Source organism: Streptomyces sp. NPDC052064, assembly GCF_055585925.1.
In genome coordinates, this window is sequence record NZ_JBVJJE010000003.1 from 676,411 (window position 1) to 700,151 (window position 23,741).

Below are 23,741 nucleotides of genomic sequence, written 5' to 3' on the forward strand. Positions count from 1 at the left end.
CCCCGCCCGGCGGCGCGTTGAGGGCCTGCCTGGCAGGATCGCCGCATGGCTGAGCAGCGAGGCGACGGACGGGGTACGGGGGACGTCCGGAGCGGCGGGCAGGATGTGGGGGAGCCGCGGCGGAGGGGTGCGCGCCCCGAGGAGGCGCGCGCCTGGGAGGAGCTCGTCACGACGGCCCGCCGGACCGTCTCCGACGGACTCGTCGTCGGCACGTCCGGGAACGTCTCGGTGCGCGTCGGGGACACGGTGCTGGTCACGCCGTCGGGCGTCCCCTACGACCGGCTGGAGCCGGCCGACGTGACCGGCGTCGGCCTCGACGGCCGGCAGGTCCTCGGCACGCTCGTCCCCACCAGCGAGCTGCCCATGCACCTCGCGGTCTACCGCACGACCGGCGCCCGTGCCGTCGTCCACACCCACGCCGTGCACGCGACGGCCGTCTCGACGCTCGTGAGCGAGCTGCCGCTGATCCACTACATGGCCGCCGCGCTCGGCGGACCCGTCCGGGTTGCCCCGTATGCCACGTACGGCACCGACGAGTTGGCCGAGAACATGCTCCGCGCTCTCGCCGACCGCTCCGGCTGCCTCCTCCAGAACCACGGCACCATCACCCACGGCGCGTCACTGGACCAGGCCTACGACCGCACCGCCCAGCTGGAATGGATGTGCCGCCTGTGGCTGACCGCCACATCGGTACCGGGCCTGTCCCCGAGCCTGCTGTCCGGGGAGCAGCTGGCGGAGGTCCAGGAACAGCTGCGCGGGTACGGCCAGCGCCGCTGACCTTCGGCCCCGGACGCCCTGGTGCCGCCGGGCCGGCCGGCCCGTCCTGACCGCCTCGGCCCACCGGCCGGGGAGGCCGCCCGCCGACTACCGCCGCGTCCGACCCTCGTGTCCCCCCGGGGTACCGCTCACGCCGCCCTGTGGGTACGGAGATCACGGTGTGGCGGGGTTCGGCCGCCCTGCCCTCCGGGCGCAGCGGTCGCGCCGCCCATCCTCGCGTGTTTCCCCGGGGGCAAGTCACGCCGCCCGCTGCTCGCGCCGTCGCCCTGTAGGTACGGAGACCACGGAGGGCGTGCAGGATGCGCTCGCGCCACCCTCCGGGCGCAGGCGTGACGCCGCCGACACGGGCGCCCTGCCCGCCCAGCCACCACACCGTCGGCCGCCGATACGGGCACCCTGTCCTCCGGGCACACCATGAGGCCGCCGCCCCGCCCGCGTCCCGCCCTCCAGCACAGCCGCCCCCGCCGACTACCCACGCCCCACCCGGCTTCCCACCCCGTCACCCCGCCGCTGCCTCCCACTGGTCGCTCGCCCGGTCCGCCAGGACACTGGAGCCGTGCGCACTGCCAGAGCGACGGCCGCCGCCGTCACCGCCGTGATCGGAGTCGGCGCGGCCGCCGTGGCCGCCGGGCGGTTCGCCAGTGACGCCGCGCTCAAGGCGCCTCCCGGCCGGCCCCTGCCCACCCAACCCCGGCTCACCGTGCACGGCACCGCCGCGGGGCAGATCAGCCTCACCCGGGACCTGGCCGCCCTGCGGCCCGGCCGCTACGGCCTGTCCGGCAACGGCTCCCACGCGGTCGTCGGCCCCGTTCTGGCCGACGCCCCGCACTCCGCCGACACCGTCGTACGCCGCCTGGAGCGGGTCACGCACGGAACCCTGAAACCCGGCGACAAGGCCTGGCTCACCCCGAACCTGTACGTGGGCAACCCGAGCGCCGCCCTCGGCCTCGAACACGCCGACATCGACATCCCCGGCGAACTCGGCGCCCTGCCCGCGTGGTTCGTGCCCGGCGCGCGGGACACCTGGGTGATCGCCGTGCACGGACTCGGCGCCACCCGGGAACTCGCCATGAACGTCATGGGGTTCCTGCACCGCAACCACTTCCCGGTGCTCGCCCTCGCCTACCGCGGCGACGTGGGAGCACCCCGCCCGCCCGACGGCCTGAACCACCTCGGCGAGACCGAGTGGCGCGACCTGGACGCGGCGATCCGCTACGCCGTGCGGTTCGGCGCCCGGCAGGTCGTCCTGCACGGCTGGTCCACCGGCGCCACCATGGCCCTGCGCGCCGCCGCCCACTCGGGGCTGCGCGACCGCGTCTCCGGGCTCGTCCTGGACTCCCCGGTGCTCAGCTGGGAGGCCACCGTGCGCGCCCTCGCCGCGGCCCGCCGCACCCCGGGCGCGCTGCTGCCCCTGGCGGTCCGCGCCGCACAGGGGCGCACCGGCCTGTACGGCGACCGCGTCGGGGGCACGGACCCCTCCGCCGGGCTCCGGATCCCGGCGCTCGTCTTCCACGGACCGGACGACACCGTGGCCCCCTGGCAGCTCTCCCGCCGGCTCGCCGAAGCCCGCCCCGACATGGTCGCCCTCCGCACCGTCGGCAACGCTCCCCACGGAGCGATGTGGAACGCCGACCCGAACTCCTACGAGGAGGCGCTGCGGCGCTTCCTGACGCCTCTCATGTGACCCCGTTCATATCCGCTCCAGTGACCCCGTGAAGAGGGCGATCTGCCGCCGATGCGTCACGCACCCCCCGTTCACGCCCCCTTCGCCCCGTCGCAACCACGTCCCGTCCCGCTCCCCGCCGACCGGTCGCGACGATTCCGTTTAGCGTCGTACCACTGGCCTGTTTGCGGCCCTCGACCACTCACGGGACCCCGTGCGTTGGCCATCCCCGTCGCCCGCCGTGACATTCCGTTTGGGTTTTCGGACCGTCAACCGGAAGACTGCCCCCGTGACGTCCCGTATCCCGCGCGACTCCAGGCTTCGACTCGTCCGCCCGCGACCCCTGGCCGCCGCCCCCAGAGCGATGAACCAGCGGCGCTCGCGCCGCCCCGCACCGCGCCCCCCGGAGGGCACCCCGGCACCGGCGGAGCTGGCCAGAATGGCACGCTCAGGTCTTGCCGACGCGGCCCGCGTCGCCCGCTGGGCCGACACCGAGCTCGGCCCCGGCCGGGGCAGCGCCACCGCCGACGGCAAGGCCACCCTCTCCGCCGCGACCGCCGAACGGGCCGCCCGCGAGCTGGGTCTGACCCCGGATCAGGTCAGAGCCGACTGGGACACCGCCCGTCTCGCCGGTCTCGTCGAGGTGCACGGCGACAGCGCCCGCCCCGGCTGGCGGCTGCGCGCGTGGGACCGCGACGACAGTGCCGTACTGCGCGGCTGGGTCGCCCTCTTCGACGCATGGTCGCTCGCCTATCCGGAACCCGAGGACCACGAGCTCGCCGCTGTCGCCGAGGTCGTCTCGGCGATGCCGCAGGCGCTCTCGTTCCTCCAGCTGTCCGCCGGGCCCGTCCCCGTGGAGCAGCTCCTCGACCTCCTGGAGCAGCGCGTCACCGAGCTGCGCACCGCACGCTGCGAGATCCCCTACGGCCCGCAGCCCGAGCCGCCGGCCGAACCGGCAGCCACCGACGCCCCGCTCGCCCCGCTCCTCGACTGGGCCCTGCGCGCCCTCGCCTCCGTCGGCGCTCTCACCTACGGCGACGGCCAGGCCACGCTCACCCCGCTCGGCAGCTGGGCCGTCTGGGTCAAGCTGGAGCAGATCTGCGTCGCCGCGCAGAGCCCCGCCGGGAACATCGAGCAGGCGGCCGAGGACATGCTCCGCGGCTGTGCCCAGCTGCGCCCGAACGCGGCCCGCGCCGAGTACCGGGCCTGGCTCGCCGCCCGCCCCGTCGGCAGCGCCGTCACCGAACTCCTCGGCGCCGCCCGCGGCGAGGACGCCCTGCTGCGCGGCCTCGCCTTCGAGGCGCTGCGGGTGGTCGGCGCCCCCGCCGAGCCGGACGTCCGCGCCGTGCTGGCCGAGCCGACGCTCAGGCCGTACGCACTGCTGTGGCTGGCCGAGCACGACGGTGTCGACCCCGAGGACGCCCACGAGGTCCTCACCCGGGAGGAGGCGACCTGGCTGTGGGTGGACACCGCCGCCGCCGTCGCCGACCACGGCGAGGCCCCGCTGCTCGTCCGCCATCTGGAGTCCGCCGTGCAGCCGACCATCCCGATGCTGCTGGACGAGGTGCGGGCCGTGGGCCACCCGCGGACCGTGCAGGTCCTGGTTGCCCTCGCCGCGGCACACCCCGACCCGGCCCTGGCCAAGGCCGTACGCCGGGCCGCGTTCCAGGTGCACACCGGAGGCAACTAGCCCGCGCCCGCCGCTGTGGGCCGTCAGCCCGCTATGTCGGGCGCGTACGTCCCGAAACTCCACACATTGCCCTCGAGGTCCCGGGTCATGTAGTCCCGCGAGCCGTAGTCCTGGTCCGTCGGGGGCATCAGGATCTCCACGCCGTGATCCAGGGCGCGGCGGTGGTGTGCGTCCACGTCGTCCACCACGACGTACACCCCGGTGGTGCCCGCGTCCTTCATGGCCGCGTCGAACACGCCGCCGCGGCCCTTGCTGCCGACCATCACCGCGCCGTTGCCCTGCACCAGCTCGGCGTGCATCACCGCGCCGTCCTCGCCCTCGTACACCGACAGCTCCGTGAAGCCGAAGGCCTCCGTGAGCTGCCGGATCGCCGCCTTCGCGTCGGCGTACAGCAGCGTGGGGTAGATGCTCGGACGCCCGCCGGACGTGCCTGCCATACCGATCACTCCCTTGTGTTCGGCCGCCGTAAATCCGGTGATCCGGTTCTGCTGCTCAGTCTCGCACCCACCACTGACAACGACCCGGCGGGACGAGACCGGGCGAGACCAATCGAACACCCGCACGCAGAAAAAGTGGTTGCACCGCCCCGTTAGACTGTCCCCTATGGCCTTTCTCCTCGCGCATTAGACGGCGGGAACGTCCTCAGCCGCCCATCCCGCCCCCGTATCCGCCCTGGAGTCTGTCCGTGATCTCCGCCTCCGGTATCGAGCTGCGCGCCGGTGCCCGCGTCCTCATCGAAAACGCCACCTTCCGTGTCGCCAAGGGCGACCGCATCGGCCTCGTCGGCCGCAACGGCGCAGGGAAGACCACCCTCACCAAGTGCCTGGCGGGCGAGGGCATGCCCGCCGGCGGCACCATCACCCGCTCCGGCGAGGTCGGCTACCTCCCGCAGGACCCCCGCACCGGCGACCTCGACATCCTCGCCCGCGACCGCATCCTCTCCGCGCGCGGCCTCGACGTACTGATCCGCAAGATGCGCGACAACGAACAGCGCATCGCCAACGGCCAGGGGTCCACCCGCGAGAAGGCGCTCAAGCAGTACGAGCGGCAGGAGACGGAGTTCCTCACCAAGGGCGGGTACGCCGCCGAGGCCGAGGCCGCCACCATCGCCGCCGCGCTCAACCTGCCCGACCGGGTGCTCGGCCAGCCCCTGCACACGCTCTCCGGCGGTCAGCGCCGCCGTATCGAGCTGGCCCGGATCCTGTTCTCCGACGCGGACACGCTGCTGCTCGACGAGCCGACCAACCACCTCGACGCCGACTCGATCATCTGGCTGCGCGACTACCTCAAGACCTACCGCGGCGGCTTCATCGTGATCTCCCACGACGTCGACCTGGTCGAGACGGTCGTCAACAAGGTGTTCTATCTGGACGCCAACCGCTCCCAGATCGACATCTACAACATGGGCTGGAAGCTCTACCAGCAGCAGCGCGAGGCTGACGAGAAGCGCCGCAAGCGTGAGCGGCAGAACGCCGAGAAGAAGGCCTCCGCGCTGCATTCGCAGGCCGACAAGATGCGGGCCAAGGCCACCAAGACCGTCGCCGCGCAGAACATGGCCCGCCGAGCGGACAAGCTGCTGGCCGGCCTGGAGGCCGAGCGGAAGTCCGACAAGGTCGCCAAGCTGCGCTTCCCCGAGCCCTCCCCGTGCGGCAAGACCCCGCTCATGGCCGAGGGCCTGTCGAAGTCCTACGGATCGCTGGAGATCTTCACCGACGTCGACCTCGCCATCGACAAGGGCTCGCGCGTCGTCATCCTCGGCCTCAACGGCGCGGGCAAGACGACCCTGCTCCGCCTTCTCGGCGGGGCCGAGGAACCCGACACCGGCGAGGTCATCAAGGGCCACGGCCTGAAGCTCGGCTACTACGCGCAGGAGCACGAGACCCTCGACCCGGAGCGCACGGTCCTGGAGAACATGCGCTCGGCCGCCCCCGACCTGGACCTGGTGGAGGTCCGCAAGACGCTCGGCTCGTTCCTGTTCTCCGGCGACGACGTCGACAAGCCCGCCGGTGTCCTCTCCGGCGGCGAGAAGACCCGCCTGGCGCTAGCCACCCTGGTGGTGTCCTCGGCGAACGTGCTGCTCCTCGACGAGCCGACCAACAACCTCGACCCGGCCAGCCGCGAGGAGATCCTCGGCGCGCTGCGCACGTACAAGGGCGCGGTCGTCCTCGTCACCCACGACGAGGGCGCCGTCGAGGCGCTCCAGCCGGAGCGGATCATCCTGCTGCCCGACGGCGTCGAGGACCTGTGGGGAGCCGACTACGCGGATCTCGTCGCCCTGGCCTGAGCGTCAGTGCCGCTTGATCGAACGCGTGATCAACGGCGTATGGATCATTCGGCCTAGCGGTGATCCATCATCTGTGTGAGATCTCCTCGTACCGAGGTGTGTCCTACATCGATTTCGCGGCCGAGCCCCGATTCTTCCGGGCTCGGCCGCGACGCCTTTCTGACCTGGCATTTCCCCTGGCAATCCGTTCGGGCGTGCGGATGCCACTCTGCGGAATTGCATATTCCACTTGTGGGGACGCGCTCCCGTCGTCACAACCTTGTCTCACGGACCTTGCCGAATGGGTGGCCATCAAGGCCCGGAGGGGTGATCATGAGGAGACCAGAGCGCACTTCCCATGAGGAGGCACGGGTGGCCGAGACTCTGAAGAAGGGCAGCCGGGTGACCGGCGCCGCGCGCGACAAGCTCGCGGCAGACCTGAAGAAGAAGTACGACGCCGGTGCGAGCATCCGGGCGTTGGCCGAGGAGACCGGCCGCTCGTATGGCTTCGTGCACCGCATGCTCAGTGAGTCGGGCGTCACGCTGCGAGGGCGTGGCGGGGCGACGCGGGGTAAAAAGGCCACGGCCTGACTCCCGGGTGGCCCCTCGGCTTCGATGGTGGCCACCCGGTCGGTCGACTGATCGCCCGGGTGGTTACTGTGCAGTCACTTAGCTGACCGCACACATCGGAGGCGTTCCATGGCTTCGCCCGACAAGGACCTCGTTCCCGTACTCGACAAGGACGGCGTACGGCTCACCGTCGACGACGCGATCGCCACGGTGACGCTGACCAACCCGGTCAAGCGCAACGCGCAGAGCCCCGCTCTGTGGCGGGCGCTCACCGAGGCCGGGCGGCAGCTGCCGGGCTCCGTCCGCGTCGTGGTGCTGCGGGCCGAGGGCAAGTCCTTCTCGGCCGGTCTCGACCGGCAGGCGTTCACGCCCGAGGGCTTCGACGGGGAACCGTCGTTCATCGACCTCGCGCGTGGCAGCGACGCCGAGCTGGACGCGACCATCGCCGAGTACCAGGAGGCGTTCACCTGGTGGCGGCGCAGTGACATCGTCTCCGTCGCCGCCGTCCAGGGGCACGCCATCGGGGCGGGCTTCCAGCTCGCCCTCGCCTGCGACCTGCGCGTCGTCGCGGACGACGTGCAGTTCGCCATGCGCGAGACCAGCCTCGGACTCGTGCCCGACCTGACGGGCACACATCCGCTGGTGGGACTCGTCGGATACGCCCGCGCGCTGGAGATCTGCGTGACCGGGCGCTTCGTCACGGCCGTGGAGGCCGTGAACACCGGGCTGGCCAATGTGGCCGTGCCCGTCGGCCAACTCGACGACACGGTCCGCGACCTCGCGTCGGCCGTGCTCGCCGCGCCCCGCGACGCGGTCATCGAGACCAAGGCACTGCTGCGCGGCGCCCAGGACCGCACCTACGAGGATCAGCGCGGCGCGGAGCGTCAGGCCCAGGCCCGCCGTCTGCGGGATCTAGCGGGCGTCGAGGACTGAGCCGGGGAGGCTTCCTGGCGTCATCAGGCGAGCCGCCGCCGACTGTGCGGTGCCCGCGACCACGGCGGGCGCCGCCCCTCAGCCGATCCCGCTCACCAGGACCGCCACCGTCGGGTGGTCAGACAGTGTCGTCCGCACCGCTGTGCGGACGTTGCGCGCCACGTCCCGGGACCGGTGGTCCTCGCGCACCGCGATTTCCAGCCGGACGTGGCGGTGCGGCAGCGCGGCCTCGCCCGGGAACTCCTCGATGTGCACGGGGTGGCCCAGTGCGCCGGTCAGGTGAAGCACGCCCGGGACCTTGAGTGCGGCGGCGGCGACGCGGCTCTCGTCCTCGCCCTCGGCCTGCGCGGCGCGCGGCGGCTCGGGGAGACGCTCGGCGGGGCCGTGCGGTTCCGCCTCCTCGTCCAGCAGGCCCGTCACGCGCAGATCCACCTCCGTCACCGTCAGACCGAGCCGCTGCGTCGCGGCCGTCGCCAGCGTGGCCCGCAGCAGGGACGCCGTCGTCGGCAGCGGCTGCGAGGCCGTGGCCGCGAACTCCGCCGTCACCCGCAGCGGCCCGGGCGGCAGAGCGCTCGGCGGAGCCGGAACGGCCGGGCTCCCGGTGTCCGCCGGATCGGCGAGCGCGACACGGAGCGCTTCGAGGCGCACGCCCGGAGAGTCCCGTGCCGCGCGCCGCAGCACCACCTCGGCCGCCCGCTCGGCGATCCACGCGCCGTCCCGCGCGTCACCCAGCGGCAGGAGCCTGCCGAGGCCCAGCTGATGTCTCACTGCCTGCGTCCACCGATCGGCCGTCATTCCTCCAGCCTGCCGCATCAAAGGCGCATAACCACGCAACCGTGCTTACGGTGGTCGAAGGACGACACCCGAAAAGGACGTACGGCGATGACTGACATGACCGAGAACCGGGGCGGGGAGACCGAGACGGCGGCGGCACGCAGGAGTCCGCTGACCAAGCGTGGCGGGGGAGGAGACCCCGGCTCCCGGGGGCGTACGACCATCGCGGACGGCGTCGTGGAGAAGATCGCCGGGCTGGCCGCACGTGATGTGGACGGCGTGTACGCCATGGGCAGCGGCCTGTCCCGCACCTTCGGAGCCGTGCGCGACCGCGTGCCCGGCGGCGCGAAGTCGGTGTCGCGCGGGGTGAAGGTCGAGGTCGGCGAGGTGCAGGCCGCACTCGACCTGGAGATCGTGGTCGTCTACGGCGTGTCGATCGCCGACGTGGCCCGGGACGTACGGGAGAACGTCATCACCGCCGTCGAGCGGATGACGGGCCTCGAGGTCGTCGAGGTCAACATCGCGGTGAGCGACGTGAAGCTGCCGGACGAGGAGGAAGAGGAACCGGAGCGCCGGATCCAGTGAGGCACCTGCCAACGGAAAACGCAGCTACCGAGGAGCCGAGGAGCGCAGCATGAGCATGGCCGTCGCCGGCATGATCGCCGGCATGGCACTGGGATTCGCCGGGTACTTCGGCGGATTCGGCGCCTTCCTGCTGGTGGCGGCGCTGGGCGCCGTCGGATTCGTCGTCGGCCGGTTCCTGGAGGGGGACATGGACTTCGGCGACTTCTTCCGCTCCCGTGAACGGCGGCGGTGACCAGCGTGAGCGCGGGGGCCGGTGAGCTCGACAGCCCCCTGACCGCCGTCCCGCCGGGCGAGCGCGGCGCGACCCGGATCGCCGACCGGGTGGTCGCGAAGATCGCCTCGCAGGCGGCCCGCGAGGCCGTCGGAACGCTGCCGCCCGACGCCGGCCGGCCGTCCGCCACCGTCGTGGTCCGCCTCGGCTCCTCTCGAGGAGGGGGGACCCCCGTCGAGGTCGCGCACGTCCGGGTCCACGTCGAGCTCGACTACCCCTGCGACGTCGGCGCGCGCTGCCGCCAGGTCCGTCGCCAAGTCGTCGAACGGGTGGGCGCCTTGCTGGGAATGCAGGTGCCGGAGGTCGTCGTCCAGGTGGAGCGGCTGCACCTGGTCGCCGGGCCCGGCGCGGTACAGGGGAGGACGCGATGAGCGAACCCCGCGGCACCGAACCGCCCGAGCCCGAGGGCGCCACACAGCGCCTGCCGGTCCTCGACACGTCGGAGACCGGCACCGGACCCGACCGGTCCGCGCCGGCGGCCGGGAACGGACCGCCGCCCGTACTCGACGGCGAAGGCGGCCGCGAACGCCGCTTCTGGTCGGCACGCCGCGTCCCGGCGGGCATCGTCGCCCTGCTGCTCCTGGGACTCGCCGGACTGTTCCTGTACGACATCGCGTCCGTGCGCGCCGACCGGCCCGTCATGAGCTGGCGCCGGGAGCTGGCCCGGCAGCTCGCCGAACGGCCCCTCGACGACTTCTGGGTGCTCGTCGGGGCCGGGATCGCCGCAGCCCTCGGGCTCTGGCTGCTGGTCCTGGCCGCCACGCCAGGCCTGCGGGACGTGCTCCCGATGCGGCGTACGCACGCCGACGTACGCGCCGGACTGGACCGGGATGCCGCCGCGACCGCGTTGCGCGACCGGGCCATGGAGGTGGCCGGCGTGCAGGCGGTGCGGGTGCGGGTGCGCCGGAGGAGAGCGGTCGTCCGCGCCGCGTCGCACTTCCGTGAACTGGACGAGGTACGAACCGACCTGGACGCCGTGCTCACCGAAGCGGTCCGCGGACTGGGACTCTCCCGGCCGCCCGCGCTGTCGGTGCGCGTGCGGCGGCCCGGCCGGAAGGAGTGACAGCGATGCTCAGGGTCGTCAACCGCTTGTTCCTCGGGCTCGTGGGCCTCGTCCTGCTGGTGCTGGGCGGCTCCGTACTGGCCGTCGGCCTCGGCGCTCCGGCACCCTCGTGGTGGATCCACGACAGCAGCGACGACGTGCTGCTGAGCAACGCCGAACGCACCCGCTGGCGGGACGACGGCTGGTGGTGGCCGGCCGTCATCGCCGTACTCGCCGTTCTGATGCTGCTCGCGCTGTGGCGGCTGGTCGCGGTACTCCGCCGACGCCGCCTCGCCGAGGTCCTCGTGGACACCGGCGACGGCGAGGGCGCCCTGCTGCGCGGACGGGCCCTGGAGAACGCCCTCACCGAGGATGCGTCCCAGGTCGACGGCGTCGACCGGGCCCACGCCCACCTGTCGGGCCGCCGCAGCGCCCCCGAGGCCCATGTACGGCTCGGGCTGGAGCCGCACGTGGACCCGGGCACGGCTCTGCACGACCTGACGACCGGCGCCCTGACCCACGCCAGAACATCGGCGGGCCTTGCGTCACTGCCGGCGGAGGTACGGCTGCGGGGGGTCAAGCACGGTGCCGAGAGAGTGAGCTGACTGACCCGGTACGCACACGGCGCTCAGAACCCGTGCCGCGCCCCACCGTCCACCGGCACCATGACCCCGGTCAGATACGAAGCCGCCGGAGACAGCAGGAACGCCGCCACCCGCCCGAACTCCTCGGGCGCCCCGTACCGCCGCAACGGAATACGCGACTCCGACGCCGCCCTGGTCGCCTCGGGATCCGCCGACAGCGCGTCCAGTTCGCGCACGCGATCCGTGTCGATGCGTCCGGGAAGCACCCCGACCACCCGAATCCCCCGCGGCCCCAGCTCGTCGGACAGCGACTTGGCGAACCCGGCCAGCCCCGGCCGCAGCCCGTTCGAAATCGTCAGCCCCGGAATCGGCTCGTACACCGACCCGGACAGCACGAATCCGATGGCACCCCCGGCCTCCAACTCGGCCGACGCGGCGCGAGCCAGCCGCACCGCACCCAGGAACACCGACTCGAACGCCGCCTGCCACTGCTCGTCCGTGTTGTCGGCGACGAACCCGGCCGACGGCCCTCCCACGCTGACGAGGACACCGTCGAAGCGGCCGAAGTGCTCCCGCGCGGCCCCGATCAGCCGGGCCGGCGCCTCGGGGTCGGCGTTGTCGACGGCCACCCCCACCGCGTTCGGGCCCAACTCGGCCGCCGCGTCCGCGACACTCTTCTCGTCCCGCCCCGAGACGACCACCTTCGCTCCGTCGGCGACGAGCTCACGCGCGGAGGCGTTGCCGAGGCCCCGGGTGGCCCCGGTGACGACGTACACCCGGTCCTTCAGTCCAAGATCCATGGTCCCTATCCTGCCCCGTCCTCACCGAACAGGGCGAGGGCGGTGTTCACCAGACCGATGTGGCTGAACGCCTGCGGGAAGTTGCCGAGCTGCCGGCCGCTCACCGGGTCGAACTCCTCGGACAGCAGACCGACGTCGTTGGCGAGCCCCACCAGCCGCTCGAACAGCTCCCGGGCCTCCTTCGTACGGCCCGTCATGTGCAGGGCGTCCGCGAGCCAGAACGAACACACCAGGAAGGTGCCCTCGGAGCCGGGCAGTCCGTCGATGTCCGCTTGGTCCGAGTCGGCGGTGGTGTAGCGGCGCAGGAAGCCGCCGTGGTCCAGCTCCTTGCGGACCGCGTCGATGGTGCCGATCACCCGTGGATCGTCGGGCGGCAGGAAACCGACGCGCGGGATGAGCAGCAGCGCGGCGTCCAGTTCGCGCGAGCCGTAGGACTGCGTGAACGTGTTGCGTTCGGGGTCGTAGCCCTTGTCGCACACCTCGCGGTGCACCTCGTCACGGAGTGCGCGCCAGCCGTCCAGGTCGCCGTCCAGCTCCGGATGGCGCTCCAGGGTGCGTACGGCACGGTCGGCGGCGACCCACACCATCACCTTCGAGTGCACGAACTGGCGCCGGCCGCCGCGCACCTCCCACAACCCCTCGTCCGGCTGCTGCCAGTGGGTGCGCAGGAAGTCCATCAGGGCCGTCTGCAGCGCCCATACGTCCGGCTGGGCGGACAGGCCCGAGATACGGGCCAGGGACAGGGAGTCCATGACCTCGCCGTAGACGTCCAGCTGAAACTGTTTCACGGCGTCGTTCCCGATGCGTACGGGGGCGGACCCGGCGAAGCCGGACAGCCACGGCAGTTCGAACTCGGGCAGCCGTCGTTCGCCCGCCACGCCGTACATGATCTGGAGGTCCGCAGGGTCGCCCGCGACCGCGCGCAGCAGCCAGTTCCGCCAGGCCTCGGCCTCCTCCTGGTAGCCCGCCGCCAGCAGCGCGCCCAGGGTGAGGGTGGAGTCGCGCAGCCAGCAGTAGCGGTAGTCCCAGTTGCGCACCCCGCCCGGCTCCTCGGGCAGTGAGGTGGTGGCGGCGGCGACGATGCCGCCGGTCGGGGCGTAGGTGAGCGCCTTGAGGGTGATCAGGGAGCGGACGACGGCGTCCCGGTGCGGTCCGTCGTAGCGGCAGCGCGACACCCAGGCCCGCCAGTCGTCGACGCTGTGGCGCAGCGACTCGTACGGGTCGACGAGCGGCGGGCGCTCCTCGTGGGAGGGGTGCCAGGTGAGGACGAACGCGACCTTCTCCCCCTTCCGGACCGTGAACTCCGCGTGTGTTCCGAAGTCCTCGCCCCAGTTGCGCACCTCCGGCTCGCTGCGCAGCCATGTCGAGTCGGGTCCGGCGACGGCGACGCGGTGGCCGTCGGCCCGGCGTACCCAGGGGATGATGGAGCCGTAGTCGAAGCGCAGCTTGAGGACGCTGTGGAGCGTCACCTCGCCGTCCAGGCCCTCGACGACGCGTACGAGGTCGGGCGCCTGGTCGCGCTGGGGCATCAGGTCGGTGACCCGGACCGCTCCCTGCTCGGTCTCCCACTCGGTGTCCAGGACGAGGGTGTCGCGGCGGTAGGCGCGCCGGGTGCACCGGTCCGCCCCCACGGGGGCGATGCGCCAGTAGCCGTTGTCCTCGTCGCCGAGCAGCTTGGCGAAGCAGGCGGCCGAGTCGAAGCGGGGCAGGCAGAGCCAGTCGACGGATCCGTCCGTGCCGACCAGGGCAGCGGTCTGTTCGTCGCCGATGAGCGCGTAGTCCTCGATGCTCGGGTGCACGGAGTGCGGGTTCCCGGCAAGTCGGCGAGGCAATCAGGGCGGGGGCCGGGGGAGTGACACGTTTTCGGCGACCGGGGCGCCGGTGCCCGAGAAGATCACACCCGGGTCCGACGGGGCCTGGTTGAGCACCCACAGGCCGATCAGGGTTGCCAGCGTGAAGACGACGGTGACGAGCACGGCGAGCACGAGCCGCCGCCGACGCTCGCGCCGCAGCCACTCGCCGCGTGCCGTGCGGTACGCGTCGGGGTCGGGGAGCACCCCGCCCGCCAGCACTCGAAGCGCCTCGCGGAGTTCCTCCTCGGTGCGGCCGTGGCCGGGCCGGTCCGGACCGGTGCCACGCGACGGAGTCGCATCTCGATGCATCATCGCCGGGCCTCCATCGCCTGGGTCAGGGCGGCGATGCCGCGTGCCGTGTGCGTCTTGACGGAACCGCCGGATATGCCCATCGCGGCGGCTATCTCGCTCTCCTTGAGACCGAGCCAGTGCCGCAGCACCAGGGCCTCGCGCTGCCGCGGCGGCAACTGCTGGAGCGCGTCGATCAGCACGCGCTGGTCGTCCCGCAGCAGCGCGGCGTGCTCGGCGGAGGCGACCGTCCCGTCCGGCGGGTTCTCCTCGTGTCTGCGGGCGACCTGAAGGTGCCGTATCCGCATCCGCGTCAGATTGCAGACGGTGGAGCGCAGATAGGCCTCCGCCGCGGCCGCGTCCCGCAGCCGTCGCCACTTGCGGTAGATCTGGTAGTACGCCTCGGCCACCACGTTCTCCGGGTCGTCGGCGCCGAGCAGGACGGCGAGGCGCAGCATCGAGGAGTAGTGCAGCTCGAAGAGGTGGGCGACACCGGCCTCGCGCTCCAGGTCGGCGGAGTCGCCGGCCGGGGGAGAGAGGGGCTCGGCCGGTGCCGGTGCCGGCACCGGTGGCAGCGTGGGGTTCTGTCTGCGTCTCACGGGTTGTTCGCTCCGGTCTCCGGGCGTCGCCGGACGGTCAGGCGGGACGGCAGGTCGGTCGAGTCGGCGCCGCGCGGGACGCCGAGGCGTGTCAGCACCGCGGTGCCGGCCACCGCGACGGTCAGATTGAGCAGCAGGGCGGCGAGCCCGGCGTAGATCTCCAGCGGCCCGGCGCCGGTGCCGAGCGGCACGATCGACGAGAACCCCTCGCGCACCACCAGGTACGTCCCCGACGCCATGCCCACGGCCCACCCGGCGAGCAGCGCCCGCGGGTGCAGCCGCCCGGTGAACAGCCCGACGGCGACGGCCGGGAAGATCTGGAGGATCCACACGCCGCCGAGCAGTTGGAGGTTGACGGCGTCCTGGTCGCGCAGCCCGAACACGAACGCCACGGCCCCCACCTTCGCGCTGAGCGACACCGCCTTGGCGATGCGCACCTGCCGCTTGGGCGTGGCCGTCGGATGGACGTACTCGACGTACACGTTGCGGACGAAACTCGTGGCCGCGGCGATCGACATCACCGCCGCCGGGACGAGCGCCCCCACGGCGATCGCGGCGAACACCAGCCCGGCCAGCGGCGCCGGCATCAGCCGGTCGACCAGCATCGGCACGGCCGCCTCGGCACCACCGCGCGGCGCCCGCACCCCCGCCGCGAGGGCGGCGATGCCGAGGAACCCGAACAGCGCGAGCAGCCCGGTCCAGGCGGGCAGCGCCACCGAGACCTCGCGCAGGGTGCGGGGTCCGTCGGCGGCGAAACCGGCGGTGAGCACGTGCGGGTACATCAGCAGGGCGAGGGCGGAGCCGAGTGCGAGCGTGGCGTAGGCCGGCTGCTGCGCGGGGGACAGGAGCAGCGCCGGGCTGCCCAGCCGCTGCGCCGCGCCCTCGAAGACCGGGCCCGGGCCGCCCAGCCGTGCGAGGACCAGCCAGGTCACCGCGGTGAGCGAGACGAACACCGCCACCGCCTTCAGCGCCGAGATGACCGCCGGCGCCCGCAGCCCGTGCCGGTACGTCGCCACCGCGAGCCCCGCGAACAGAGCGACCAGCACCAGGTCCCCGGCAGCGCCCCGCGGGTACACGCCCCCGGCCGTCAGGACCGCCCTGATGCCCAGCAGTTGCAGCGCCAGGTACGGCATCGTGGCGAGGATCCCGGTCAGCGCCACCACCAGGGCCAGCGGCGGCGACCCGTACCGGCCGCGCACGAAGTCGGCGGCGGTGATGTAGCCGTGCCGCCGGGCCACGCTCCACAGCCGGCTCAGCAGCACGAAGGCGAGCGGGCAGACGATCACCGTGTACGGCATGGCGAAGAAGGCCGGCGCGCCGTTGCCGTAGGCCAGTCCGGGTACGGCGGTGAAGGTGTACGCGGTGAAGATCGTGCCGCCCAGCAGCAGCCAGGTCCAGCCGGGGCCGAGGGAGCGGTCGGCCAGGGCCCAGCCCTCCAGGGAGGGCAGCCGGTCGACCGGGCGCAGCCGCCGCGCGGTGACGGCGAGCAGCGACGCCCCGCCGATCACGGCGAGGAACGTCGCGGTCATGGCGCCGTCAGCCATGGGTCACCGTCCTTGGTGTGCCTGTGCCCTCGCGCGAGAGTTGCGCGGACGGCCCGTCCGGAGGACAGGAAACCGGCGGGAAATCTTTCTCGAACGCCGTGTCAACCACTTCCGGCGGGTGCGCAACTCTTGCACAGACCGACAGCGAGCGGGAGAGGAGCGCAGGTCATGGCACGCACCGGGCACCCCCGGCTACGGCGCGTCGCCGTCGCCCTGCTGCTGCTCGCACCCGCGGCCGGGTTGCTGTGGGTCCCGCTGTACGCCGGTGCCGGTCCGCGGCTCGCGGGGACGCCGTTCTTCTACTGGTACCAGCTCGCGTGGGTGCCGGGTTGCGGCCTGTGCCTGCTCGCCGCGTACGCGCTGACGGATCGACACCGCTGAATCCGCACTCCCCGTTGCACACCCGTCGAGGTGAGGAGCCGCCATGCCCGCATCAGCCCTGCCCGAATCCGGCCCCGAGGTGCCGGAAAAGTCCCGAACGCGGTCGATTCTGCTGTGGACCGCCGTCTCCCTGCTCGGAGCGGTCGCCTGGGGCGTCCTCGCTCTGTCCCGCGGCGAGCGGATCTCCGCGGTATGGCTGGTGATCGCCGCGCTCGGGTCGTACGCCATCGCCTACCGCTTCTACTCCCGGTTCATCGCCCGCCGCGTCCTGGAGCCGGACGACCGCCGGGCCACCCCCGCCGAACGCCTCGAGGACGGCGTCGACTACCACCCCACCGACCGCCGGGTCCTGCTCGGGCACCACTTCGCCGCGATCGCCGGCGCCGGACCACTGGTGGGACCGGTGCTCGCGGCCCAGATGGGCTACCTGCCGGGGACCCTGTGGATCGTGGCGGGGGTGATCTTCGCGGGCGCGGTGCAGGACATGGTCGTGCTGTTCCTGTCGATGCGACGGGACGGCACGTCGCTCGGGCAGATGGCCCGCGACGAGATCGGCCGGGCCGGCGGGGCCGCCGCTCTGATCGCCGTGTTCGCCATCATGATCATCCTGCTGGGGGTCCTGGCGCTGGTCGTCGTCAACGCCCTCGCCCACAGCCCCTGGGGCACCTTCTCCGTCGCGATGACCATCCCCATCGCCCTGTTCATGGGCTTCTGGCTGCATGTCATCCGCCCGGGCCGGGTCGTCGAGACCAGCCTGATCGGCGTGGTCCTGCTGCTTCTCGCCATCGTCGGCGGCAGCTGGGTCCAGGAGTCCTCACTGGCCCCCGCCTTCACGCTCAGTCCCACGACCCTGGTGTTCTGCCTGGTCGGATACGGCTTCGTCGCCTCGGTCCTGCCGGTGTGGATGCTGCTCGCGCCGCGCGACTACCTCTCCACCTTCATGAAGATCGGCACCATCGCCCTGCTCGCGGTCGGCGTGGTCGTCGCCGCGCCCGTCCTGCGCACGGACGCCGTGAGCGACTTCGCCTCGTCGGGCGCCGGACCCGTCTTCGCCGGGGCGCTGTTCCCCTTCCTCTTCATCACCATCGCCTGCGGCGCGCTGTCCGGCTTCCACGCGCTGGTCTCCTCCGGGACCACCCCGAAGCTGATCCGGAAGGAGTCCCAGGTCCGGATGATCGGCTACGGCGCCATGCTGATGGAGTCGTTCGTCGCGATCATGGCGCTGATCGCCGCGGCGACCCTGGAACCGGGCCTCTACTACGCCATGAACGCCCCGGCGGCCCTCCTCGGCACGACGGCCGAGTCGGCCTCCCACGCCGTCGCCGGCCTCGGCTTCACCATCACCCCCGACCAGCTCACCCAGGCCGCCAAGGCCGTGGAGGAGCAGACGCTGATCGCCCGCTCCGGCGGGGCCCCGACCCTGGCCGTCGGCATGTCGGAGATCTTCTCCGGGGTCTTCGGCGGCGCCGCGATGAAGGCCTTCTGGTACCACTTCGCCATCATGTTCGAGGCGCTGTTCATCCTGACGACGGTGGACGCGGGCACCCGCGTCGGCCGTTTCATGCTCCAGGACATGCTCGGCAACGTGTGGAAGCCGGCCGGCCGGGTCAACTGGAAGCCGGGCATCTGGCTGTGCAGCGCCCTCGTCGTGGCGGCCTGGGGCTACTTCCTCCACACCGGCGCCACCGACCCGCTCGGCGGGATCAACCAGCTCTTCCCGCTCTTCGGCATCGCGAACCAGCTCCTCGCCGCGATCGCCCTCGCCGTCTGCACCACGGTCCTGATCAAGTCCGGCCGGCTGCGTTGGGCGTGGGTCACGGGCGTCCCGCTCGCCTGGGTCGTCGCGATCACCTTCACCGCGGGTTGGCAGAAGATCTTCTCCTCCGACCCGAAGATCGGCTTCTTCGCCCAGCGCGCGCGGTACGCCGACGCCCTCGACGCCGGTCAGGTCCTGCCGCCCGCCAAGAACCTCGACGACATGCACGCCGTGGTCACCAACTCCACGGTCGACGGTGTGCTGATCGCCCTGTTCCTGCTGCTGGTCGCCGTCGTGATCGGCAACGCGGCGGTCGTCTGCGCGCGGGCGATACGGGCCCCGGGCTCGACTCCGGTCACCGAGGCGCCGTACGTCGAATCCCGCCTCGACGTGCCGGACGAGCCGCTGGCGGGAGCCCGTACGTGAGGGCGGTGCGCTGGGCACGGGCGGTGCGCTGGTACGTGCGGGAACTGACGGAGGTACTGAACCGGTCGCACCGGGAGGAGTGCCGGCAGGGGCGCTGCTGCTGACGCGGCCGGGGGTGCCGGCGGGGGTCACACCGCCGCCGGTTCCGCCTCACTCGCGTCGGCTTCCCCGGCCGCCGCCTGCGCCCGGTCCCGGGCCTCGCGGCGGGCCAGGACCACCCAGCCGACCGGTACGGCGGCGGCGAACAGCCACCACTGGATGGCGTACGCGTAGTTCAGCGCGGCGTCCTCCTTGCCGGGGTCGCCGAGCAGCTCGGGGACGTCGTCCTTGGGCTCGGGAGCCGTCTGCGCGATGTAGCCGCCGAGCACCTGCGCGTCCAGGCGCCGGGCCTCCTGCTCGCTGTTGATCAGCATGATCTGCCGGTCGGGCAGGCCCTTGAGGTTCTTGATGCCGCTGGCCGCGGTCGTCTCGTCGGGCATCAGCCGCCCCGTGACGGTGACCTCGCCGCTCGGCGGTGCGGGGACCTTCGGGAACGCGGTCTGGCTCGGGCCGTCCGAGGGGATCCAGCCCCGGTTGACCAGCAGAACCTTGCCGTCGTCGAGGACGAACGGGGTCAGGACGTGGTAGCCGACCTCGTCGTCGGAGTTGGTGCGGCGGCGGACGACGACCTCGTCCTCCGTGTCGAAACGGCCCTTCGCGGTCACCGTCCGGTACCGCTCGGTGCTGGTGACGGTGTGCCCGGGCCCGGTCAGCTTCTCCACGGGCACCGGCTCGGCCGCCAGCGCGTCGGTGACCAGCTGGTTCCGTGCGGTGCGCTCCTCGTAGCGATGCATCTGCCAGAAGCCCAGCCTGATCATCGTGGGGATGAGAAGCAGGGCGATCAACGTGAGGATCACCCACTGCCGGGACATCAGGAAGCGGTACACCCCACGACCGTACAACTCGGTCGTGGGGTGTATTCAGGCGGGTACGGGTTCAGACCTTGTCGACAATTCCCACCTTTCCCTCCGCGCGGGCGCAGTGGGCACCGCAGTACCAGTGGCCGTCGACCTCGACGCCCTGGCCGATGATCTGCACCCGGCAGTGCTCGCAGATGGGGGCCATGCGGTGGATCGCGCAGGCGAAGCAGTCGAAGACGTGCACCACCCCCTGCGCATGCACCTCGAAGGTCATTCCGTACTGATTGCCACATACCTCACAGGTCGCCATGCGCCACAGGGTGAGCCGTCGCCCCGGCCGGGGCGAGCGGCCACCGGGCGAGTCGCCCGCCAATCACCCGTCCGTACGGTCGCCCCGCGACACCGCTCCGCGTGCGGTCACCCCTCCGCCGCCGGCTCCACATCCGCGAGGAGCTGCCCGAACGCCGCCTCGTCCACGATCGGCGTTCCGAACTGCCGGGCCTTGACCACCTTGGACGTGCCCGAGTCCGGGTCGTTCGTGACGAGCAGGCTGGTCAGCCGGGACAGGCTGGTGGCCACGTGCAGCCCGGCCTCGGTCGCCCGGTCCTCCAGCAGTTCGCGCTCGGTCGAGGTGTCACCGGAGAAGGCGACCCGCATGCCCTGCTTGAGCCGCCCGCCCGTCTCGTAGCGCCCCGGGTTGGGGTAGGGGCAGGCGGGGCGCTTTCGGGAGGGGCGCCAACTGGTCTGGCGGTAGCCGCCGTAGCCACGCGGGCCCGCCTGCTGCCCGATGCGGGGCGTGGCGGGGCGGTCCGACCACTCCGTCAGCGGTCGGCACTCGTGCAGCGGCAGCCGTACGCCGCTCGCCGCCGCGGCCCTGAGGCTGGGGCGGAACGCCTCGGCCAGCACGCGCGCGTCGTCCAGCGCGTGGTGTGCCCGCCGCTGGACGACGCCGAAGTGCGCGGCGAGCGACTCCAGCTTGTGGTTGGGCAGCGGAAGCCCCAGTTCCTTGGAGAGCGCGATGGTGCACAGCCGCTGCCGCACCGGCGCCTCGCACTTCGCGCGCGCGTACTCCCGGGCGATCATCTGCCAGTCGAAGACGGCGTTGTGCGCGACGAGCACCCGCCCCTGCAGCCGGGCCGTGAACTCCTCGGCGATGTCCTGGAAGAGGGGTGCGCCCTCGAGCGCCTCGCTCGTCAGTCCGTGGATCCACACGGGGCCGGGGTCACGCTCAGGGTTGACCGTCGTGTACCAGTGGTCCTCGACCTCGCCGCGCGCGTCCAGCCGGTAGACGGCTGCCGAGATGATGCGGTCGTCCCGGGCCAGGCCCGTGGTCTCCACGTCAACGACCGCGTACCCCTTGGGATACGCGGTCGGCCACGACGTGGGAGAGAACGCTGCGGTCGTCAGGTCTTCCAGCATGGTTCCTGAGGATACGGGCCACGACTGACACCGCCGTCCGTCAGGTGCGCAACCTCCGCTCTTCCGATGCTCCCTCAGGCGTCTTGTCCGGTCTGTCCGTTCGTGAGACGTACGTCTGATCGATGCTCAGGTACTCCTGGCAGGGCCCTCACCCCTGTCGTTCTGCTCGGTTTGGCGGAGACCGCCAAGAAGCAAGCGCGTACCGTCGGTAATACTTGTCGGTAACAACGTCTGGTCGGGGCGGAGCGGCGGTCCTACGGTTCAGGCATGCCGAACCTGCCCGATGTCGTGCTGTGGTCGATACCCGCCTTTGTGCTGCTCACCGTGGTCGAGATGGTGAGTTGCCGTCTCCACCCCGACGAGGACGCCGCGGGCTACGAGGCGAAGGACGCCGCGACGAGCATCGGCATGGGACTCGGCAGCCTCGCCTTCGACTTCCTCTGGAAGATCCCGATCGTCGCCCTCTACACGGCCCTCTACGAACTCACGCCCCTGCGCGTGCCCGTGCTGTGGTGGACCGTCCCGCTGATGCTGTTCGCGCAGGACTTCTTCTACTACTGGTCCCACCGCGGCCACCACGTCATCCGCATCCTGTGGGCCTGCCACGTCGTCCACCACTCCAGCCGGAGGTTCAACCTCACCACCGCGCTGCGTCAGCCCTGGACGTCCCTGACCGTATGGCCGTTCTACGTCCCCCTCGTCGCCGCCGGAGTGCACCCGGCCGCGCTCGCCTTCTGCTCCTCCGCGAACCTCGTCTACCAGTTCTGGATCCACACCGAGCGGATCGACAAGATGCCCCGGTGGTTCGAGTTCGTCTTCAACACCCCGTCGCACCACCGTGTCCACCACGCCTCCCAGGGCGGTTACCTCGACCGCAACTTCGGCGGCATCCTCATCGTCTGGGACCGGCTGTTCGGGTCCTTCGTCGCCGAGACCGTGCGGCCCGTGTACGGACTGACCAAGAACATCAACACGTACAACCCGCTGAAGGTGGCGACGCACGAGTACGTGTCCATCGCGAAGGACCTGAAGGCGGCGCGCGACTGGCGCGAGCGCGCGGGGCGCGTGTTCCGGGGGCCGGGGTGGGGGCCCGCGCCGGTCGCGGCACCGGTGTCCACTGCCGGCACGACTGCCGAGAGCACATCGGCGTGAGCCACTCCCGACTCCTCCTCGGCGCCTTCGGTCTCGCCGTCGCCGTCGACCTCGGCTCCCTCGCGGCCGGCTGCGACGCCGGGCACGCCGTCGCCAAGCCGCTGCTGATGCCGCTCCTGGCGCTCTGGACCGTCCTGCGCCGGGCGCCCCGGCCGCTCGTGGCCGCCCTGCTGTTCGGCTGGGGCGGGGACGTGCTGCTGCTGTCCGACGCCGAGCCGGCCTTCCTCGCCGGCATGGGCTGCTTCGCGGCGGGACACGTCTGCTGCCTCGCCCTCTTCCGGACGCACGGCAGCCGGTACGCGGTCCCACGCGCGCGTGCTGGCCTGCTCGCCCTGGGCTACGCCACCGCCCTGGCCACCACCGTCGCGCTGCTGTGGCCGGACCTGCCCGCCAACCTGCGCCTGCCCGTGGCCGGGTACAGCCTCCTGCTCACGGCCATGGCGTACAAGGCCGCCATCCGGCTCGGCCTCTTCACCGGGCTCGGCGGTGCGCTCTTCCTGCTCTCCGACACGCTCATCGCCACCGGCGTCGCCGACTGGCCGCAGCCGCCCGTGCCGGACTTCTGGATCATGCTCACGTACATCGCCGCACAGGCCCTCCTCGCCGGCGGCACGATCGAGGCGCTCAACGCGCGCAGGGCGCCGGCCGCGACGTACGGAGAGATGCGCGCCACCTGAGGCTCACCAGCGGATGGGTACCGGAAGGGCCGTCAGCGGCCCGGACACGGCGACCACCAGGCCCAGCGCGGCCGCCTCCGCCCCCGCCGGCGCACAGGCGGTCAACGGGTCGGCCGCCCGGCGCAGTCGCTGCGCTGCCCACAGGGCGACCACGGCGGCCGGCGGCCACGAGCCCTCCACACGGCTGGGCGAATCCGCGAGAACGAACTCAGGCAACCTTCGATGCGGCCGACCACCACAACCGGACTTCCCTGCGCACGTCCGTCGGCCGCAGCTCCCATCCCTGCGCGAGCGCGACCTCGGCGACGTACCAGCCACCTACGCCGCGGTAGTCGCGCAGGCCTATCGCACACTCCACGGGCGGTCGCGGCTTCTTCGGGTCCACCGGGACCGAGGCCCGGGCGGTCCACTTCGCGACCGCCTTGTCCACGCGTGCCATGTAGAACTCGGCGTCGCCCTCATGGCGCAGCTCCGGCCAGGACACGCACCAGGAGGCCAGGCGCGCGACCCGGTTCATCACCACGTCCATGGCGCCGAGGTAGCCGCGTTCGAGGGTGTTGCTGAACGCCGTGATCACCTCGGCGAACATCCCGACGACGATGAACGCCGCCGCGACCGCCACCCACAGCACGCACACCACCGGGAACCACACGATGCTCCCGGCGAACCGCAGGGCCAACTGCCACCGTGGTCTCACCGGTTCGGCGGTCCAGGTCGAGGGGGCTTCATACACGTCCATGACAAGGAATCCTGCCGCAGGGACGCAGCGGGCCGGGCGGATGCCCCCGCCCGGCC

At 72.2% G+C, this 23,741-nt stretch carries 27 protein-coding genes; 15 read left to right on the plus strand and 12 right to left on the minus strand.

The genetic code is table 11. The features are described from left to right. Window positions 1–45 precede the first annotated feature (45 nt). The 3 genes from ACZ6TU_RS10940 (at window position 46) to ACZ6TU_RS10950 (ending at window position 4,130) form a co-directional block, all read left to right on the plus strand. Window positions 46–777, plus strand: a complete 732-nt coding sequence (locus ACZ6TU_RS10940) for a class II aldolase/adducin family protein (protein ID WP_467673669.1) — start codon at window positions 46–48, stop codon at window positions 775–777. Between the two features lie 556 nt (window positions 778–1,333). After that, window positions 1,334–2,461 carry an alpha/beta hydrolase gene (locus ACZ6TU_RS10945; RefSeq protein WP_467673667.1) on the plus strand — a complete coding sequence of 376 codons (1,128 nt, stop codon included), beginning with the start codon at window positions 1,334–1,336 and terminating at the stop codon, window positions 2,459–2,461. A 343-nt stretch (window positions 2,462–2,804) separates the two neighbouring features. Then, window positions 2,805–4,130, plus strand: coding sequence for a hypothetical protein (locus tag ACZ6TU_RS10950; protein ID WP_467674406.1), 1,326 nt, complete (start codon window positions 2,805–2,807; stop codon window positions 4,128–4,130). A 23-nt stretch (window positions 4,131–4,153) separates the two neighbouring features. Here ACZ6TU_RS10950 and ACZ6TU_RS10955 read toward each other — a convergent pair whose 3' ends face one another. Further along, window positions 4,154–4,567, minus strand: a complete 414-nt coding sequence (locus tag ACZ6TU_RS10955) for a VOC family protein (protein WP_469547799.1) — start codon at window positions 4,565–4,567, stop codon at window positions 4,154–4,156. A 248-nt stretch (window positions 4,568–4,815) separates the two neighbouring features. Here ACZ6TU_RS10955 and ACZ6TU_RS10960 point away from each other — a divergent pair, with 248 nt between their 5' ends. The 3 genes from ACZ6TU_RS10960 (at window position 4,816) to ACZ6TU_RS10970 (ending at window position 7,896) form a co-directional block, all read left to right on the plus strand. Continuing rightward, window positions 4,816–6,414: an ABC-F family ATP-binding cassette domain-containing protein gene (locus ACZ6TU_RS10960; RefSeq protein WP_467673663.1), complete on the plus strand. Its 1,599-nt coding sequence runs from the start codon at window positions 4,816–4,818 to the stop codon at window positions 6,412–6,414. 351 nt (window positions 6,415–6,765) lie between these two features. Further along, a complete protein-coding gene (locus ACZ6TU_RS10965) occupies window positions 6,766–6,984 on the plus strand; it encodes a helix-turn-helix domain-containing protein (RefSeq protein ID WP_010037790.1) in 219 nt (72 codons plus the stop codon). Between the two features lie 108 nt (window positions 6,985–7,092). Next, window positions 7,093–7,896: an enoyl-CoA hydratase/isomerase family protein gene (locus ACZ6TU_RS10970; protein WP_467673661.1), complete on the plus strand. Its 804-nt coding sequence runs from the start codon at window positions 7,093–7,095 to the stop codon at window positions 7,894–7,896. A 78-nt stretch (window positions 7,897–7,974) separates the two neighbouring features. Here ACZ6TU_RS10970 and ACZ6TU_RS10975 read toward each other — a convergent pair whose 3' ends face one another. Continuing rightward, entirely contained in the window at window positions 7,975–8,691 is a 717-nt protein-coding gene (locus tag ACZ6TU_RS10975; protein WP_467673659.1) for a nucleopolyhedrovirus P10 family protein, read from the minus strand. Window positions 8,692–8,778: 87 nt separating this feature from the next. On the opposite strand from ACZ6TU_RS10975, the gene ACZ6TU_RS10980 reads away from it, so the two are divergent. The 5 genes from ACZ6TU_RS10980 to amaP are packed head-to-tail and all read left to right on the plus strand — an operon-like array spanning window position 8,779 to window position 11,173. After that, window positions 8,779–9,255 carry an Asp23/Gls24 family envelope stress response protein gene (locus ACZ6TU_RS10980; RefSeq protein WP_467673657.1) on the plus strand — a complete coding sequence of 159 codons (477 nt, stop codon included), beginning with the start codon at window positions 8,779–8,781 and terminating at the stop codon, window positions 9,253–9,255. 49 nt (window positions 9,256–9,304) lie between these two features. Then, a complete protein-coding gene (locus ACZ6TU_RS10985) occupies window positions 9,305–9,487 on the plus strand; it encodes a hypothetical protein (protein WP_467673655.1) in 183 nt (60 codons plus the stop codon). Further along, a complete protein-coding gene (locus ACZ6TU_RS10990; protein ID WP_467673653.1) occupies window positions 9,484–9,897 on the plus strand; it encodes an Asp23/Gls24 family envelope stress response protein in 414 nt (137 codons plus the stop codon). Before ACZ6TU_RS10985 ends, ACZ6TU_RS10990 begins: the two co-directional genes overlap by 4 nt. Then, entirely contained in the window at window positions 9,894–10,589 is a 696-nt protein-coding gene (locus ACZ6TU_RS10995) for a DUF6286 domain-containing protein (protein ID WP_467673651.1), read from the plus strand. Before ACZ6TU_RS10990 ends, ACZ6TU_RS10995 begins: the two co-directional genes overlap by 4 nt. Before the next feature lie 5 nt (window positions 10,590–10,594). Next, the gene (amaP, locus tag ACZ6TU_RS11000; RefSeq protein ID WP_467673649.1) at window positions 10,595–11,173 is read left to right on the plus strand and encodes an alkaline shock response membrane anchor protein AmaP; all 579 of its coding nucleotides are present in this window, start codon (window positions 10,595–10,597) and stop codon (window positions 11,171–11,173) included. A 23-nt stretch (window positions 11,174–11,196) separates the two neighbouring features. Here amaP and ACZ6TU_RS11005 read toward each other — a convergent pair whose 3' ends face one another. Genes ACZ6TU_RS11005 through ACZ6TU_RS11025 form a run of 5 tightly spaced genes read right to left on the minus strand, consistent with a single transcriptional unit; the run spans window position 11,197 to window position 16,236 of the window. Beyond that, window positions 11,197–11,952 (minus strand): SDR family oxidoreductase, encoded by a 756-nt coding sequence (locus tag ACZ6TU_RS11005; protein ID WP_469547805.1) that lies wholly within the window; start codon window positions 11,950–11,952, stop codon window positions 11,197–11,199. Between the two features lie 5 nt (window positions 11,953–11,957). Then, window positions 11,958–13,751 carry a glycoside hydrolase family 15 protein gene (locus ACZ6TU_RS11010; RefSeq protein WP_467673645.1) on the minus strand — a complete coding sequence of 598 codons (1,794 nt, stop codon included), beginning with the start codon at window positions 13,749–13,751 and terminating at the stop codon, window positions 11,958–11,960. A 33-nt stretch (window positions 13,752–13,784) separates the two neighbouring features. After that, a complete protein-coding gene (locus ACZ6TU_RS11015) occupies window positions 13,785–14,117 on the minus strand; it encodes a hypothetical protein (protein ID WP_467673643.1) in 333 nt (110 codons plus the stop codon). Beyond that, complete coding sequence (locus ACZ6TU_RS11020; protein ID WP_467673641.1) at window positions 14,114–14,692, minus strand: SigE family RNA polymerase sigma factor; 579 nt, start codon at window positions 14,690–14,692, stop codon at window positions 14,114–14,116. The genes ACZ6TU_RS11015 and ACZ6TU_RS11020 overlap by 4 nt, the downstream gene beginning before the upstream one ends. Further along, window positions 14,689–16,236: a sodium:solute symporter family protein gene (locus ACZ6TU_RS11025; RefSeq protein ID WP_469547808.1), complete on the minus strand. Its 1,548-nt coding sequence runs from the start codon at window positions 16,234–16,236 to the stop codon at window positions 14,689–14,691. The genes ACZ6TU_RS11020 and ACZ6TU_RS11025 overlap by 4 nt, the downstream gene beginning before the upstream one ends. 168 nt (window positions 16,237–16,404) lie before the next feature. On the opposite strand from ACZ6TU_RS11025, the gene ACZ6TU_RS11030 reads away from it, so the two are divergent. Further along, window positions 16,405–16,617: a DUF3311 domain-containing protein gene (locus ACZ6TU_RS11030; RefSeq protein WP_086852193.1), complete on the plus strand. Its 213-nt coding sequence runs from the start codon at window positions 16,405–16,407 to the stop codon at window positions 16,615–16,617. Window positions 16,618–16,660: 43 nt separating this feature from the next. Next, a complete protein-coding gene (locus ACZ6TU_RS11035; RefSeq protein WP_467673637.1) occupies window positions 16,661–18,799 on the plus strand; it encodes a carbon starvation CstA family protein in 2,139 nt (712 codons plus the stop codon). 128 nt (window positions 18,800–18,927) lie between these two features. Here the strand turns inward: ACZ6TU_RS11035 and ACZ6TU_RS11040 are convergent, their stop codons facing one another. The 3 genes from ACZ6TU_RS11040 to ACZ6TU_RS11050 form a co-directional block, all read right to left on the minus strand. Continuing rightward, complete coding sequence (locus ACZ6TU_RS11040; RefSeq protein WP_469547811.1) at window positions 18,928–19,725, minus strand: SURF1 family cytochrome oxidase biogenesis protein; 798 nt, start codon at window positions 19,723–19,725, stop codon at window positions 18,928–18,930. A 49-nt stretch (window positions 19,726–19,774) separates the two neighbouring features. Beyond that, the gene (locus ACZ6TU_RS11045; RefSeq protein ID WP_467673633.1) at window positions 19,775–20,008 is read right to left on the minus strand and encodes a hypothetical protein; all 234 of its coding nucleotides are present in this window, start codon (window positions 20,006–20,008) and stop codon (window positions 19,775–19,777) included. A gap of 107 nt (window positions 20,009–20,115) precedes the next feature. After that, entirely contained in the window at window positions 20,116–21,117 is a 1,002-nt protein-coding gene (locus ACZ6TU_RS11050) for a DEDDh family exonuclease (RefSeq protein WP_467673631.1), read from the minus strand. A gap of 267 nt (window positions 21,118–21,384) precedes the next feature. Between ACZ6TU_RS11050 and ACZ6TU_RS11055 the strand changes: the two genes are divergently transcribed. Together ACZ6TU_RS11055 and ACZ6TU_RS11060 are read left to right on the plus strand one after the other, a co-directional pair. Beyond that, window positions 21,385–22,269, plus strand: coding sequence for a sterol desaturase family protein (locus ACZ6TU_RS11055; protein ID WP_469547812.1), 885 nt, complete (start codon window positions 21,385–21,387; stop codon window positions 22,267–22,269). Then, a complete protein-coding gene (locus ACZ6TU_RS11060) occupies window positions 22,266–22,946 on the plus strand; it encodes a lysoplasmalogenase (RefSeq protein WP_467673627.1) in 681 nt (226 codons plus the stop codon). Before ACZ6TU_RS11055 ends, ACZ6TU_RS11060 begins: the two co-directional genes overlap by 4 nt. Window positions 22,947–22,949: 3 nt before the next feature. Here the strand turns inward: ACZ6TU_RS11060 and ACZ6TU_RS11065 are convergent, their stop codons facing one another. Together ACZ6TU_RS11065 and ACZ6TU_RS11070 are read right to left on the minus strand one after the other, a co-directional pair. Beyond that, window positions 22,950–23,162 (minus strand): hypothetical protein, encoded by a 213-nt coding sequence (locus ACZ6TU_RS11065; protein ID WP_469547815.1) that lies wholly within the window; start codon window positions 23,160–23,162, stop codon window positions 22,950–22,952. Next, entirely contained in the window at window positions 23,155–23,685 is a 531-nt protein-coding gene (locus ACZ6TU_RS11070) for a hypothetical protein (protein WP_467673623.1), read from the minus strand. Before ACZ6TU_RS11070 ends, ACZ6TU_RS11065 begins: the two co-directional genes overlap by 8 nt. Window positions 23,686–23,741 lie beyond the last annotated feature (56 nt).

What these genes read in the sequence shown, in the direction of transcription:
- ACZ6TU_RS10940 (WP_467673669.1), top strand. Translation starts at nt 46, where the DNA reads ATGGCTGAGCAGCGAGGCGACGGACGGGGTACGGGGGACGTCCGGAGC.
- ACZ6TU_RS10950 (WP_467674406.1), top strand. Translation starts at nt 2,805, where the DNA reads ATGAACCAGCGGCGCTCGCGCCGCCCCGCACCGCGCCCCCCGGAGGGC.
- ACZ6TU_RS10955 (WP_469547799.1), bottom strand. Translation starts at nt 4,567, where the DNA reads ATGGCAGGCACGTCCGGCGGGCGTCCGAGCATCTACCCCACGCTGCTG.
- ACZ6TU_RS10970 (WP_467673661.1), top strand. Translation starts at nt 7,093, where the DNA reads ATGGCTTCGCCCGACAAGGACCTCGTTCCCGTACTCGACAAGGACGGC.
- ACZ6TU_RS10975 (WP_467673659.1), bottom strand. Translation starts at nt 8,691, where the DNA reads ATGACGGCCGATCGGTGGACGCAGGCAGTGAGACATCAGCTGGGCCTC.
- ACZ6TU_RS10980 (WP_467673657.1), top strand. Translation starts at nt 8,779, where the DNA reads ATGACTGACATGACCGAGAACCGGGGCGGGGAGACCGAGACGGCGGCG.
- ACZ6TU_RS10985 (WP_467673655.1), top strand. Translation starts at nt 9,305, where the DNA reads ATGAGCATGGCCGTCGCCGGCATGATCGCCGGCATGGCACTGGGATTC.
- ACZ6TU_RS10995 (WP_467673651.1), top strand. Translation starts at nt 9,894, where the DNA reads ATGAGCGAACCCCGCGGCACCGAACCGCCCGAGCCCGAGGGCGCCACA.
- amaP (WP_467673649.1), top strand. Translation starts at nt 10,595, where the DNA reads ATGCTCAGGGTCGTCAACCGCTTGTTCCTCGGGCTCGTGGGCCTCGTC.
- ACZ6TU_RS11005 (WP_469547805.1), bottom strand. Translation starts at nt 11,952, where the DNA reads ATGGATCTTGGACTGAAGGACCGGGTGTACGTCGTCACCGGGGCCACC.
- ACZ6TU_RS11015 (WP_467673643.1), bottom strand. Translation starts at nt 14,117, where the DNA reads ATGATGCATCGAGATGCGACTCCGTCGCGTGGCACCGGTCCGGACCGG.
- ACZ6TU_RS11025 (WP_469547808.1), bottom strand. Translation starts at nt 16,236, where the DNA reads ATGGCTGACGGCGCCATGACCGCGACGTTCCTCGCCGTGATCGGCGGG.
- ACZ6TU_RS11030 (WP_086852193.1), top strand. Translation starts at nt 16,405, where the DNA reads ATGGCACGCACCGGGCACCCCCGGCTACGGCGCGTCGCCGTCGCCCTG.
- ACZ6TU_RS11035 (WP_467673637.1), top strand. Translation starts at nt 16,661, where the DNA reads ATGCCCGCATCAGCCCTGCCCGAATCCGGCCCCGAGGTGCCGGAAAAG.
- ACZ6TU_RS11045 (WP_467673633.1), bottom strand. Translation starts at nt 20,008, where the DNA reads ATGGCGACCTGTGAGGTATGTGGCAATCAGTACGGAATGACCTTCGAG.
- ACZ6TU_RS11050 (WP_467673631.1), bottom strand. Translation starts at nt 21,117, where the DNA reads ATGCTGGAAGACCTGACGACCGCAGCGTTCTCTCCCACGTCGTGGCCG.
- ACZ6TU_RS11055 (WP_469547812.1), top strand. Translation starts at nt 21,385, where the DNA reads ATGCCGAACCTGCCCGATGTCGTGCTGTGGTCGATACCCGCCTTTGTG.
- ACZ6TU_RS11070 (WP_467673623.1), bottom strand. Translation starts at nt 23,685, where the DNA reads ATGGACGTGTATGAAGCCCCCTCGACCTGGACCGCCGAACCGGTGAGA.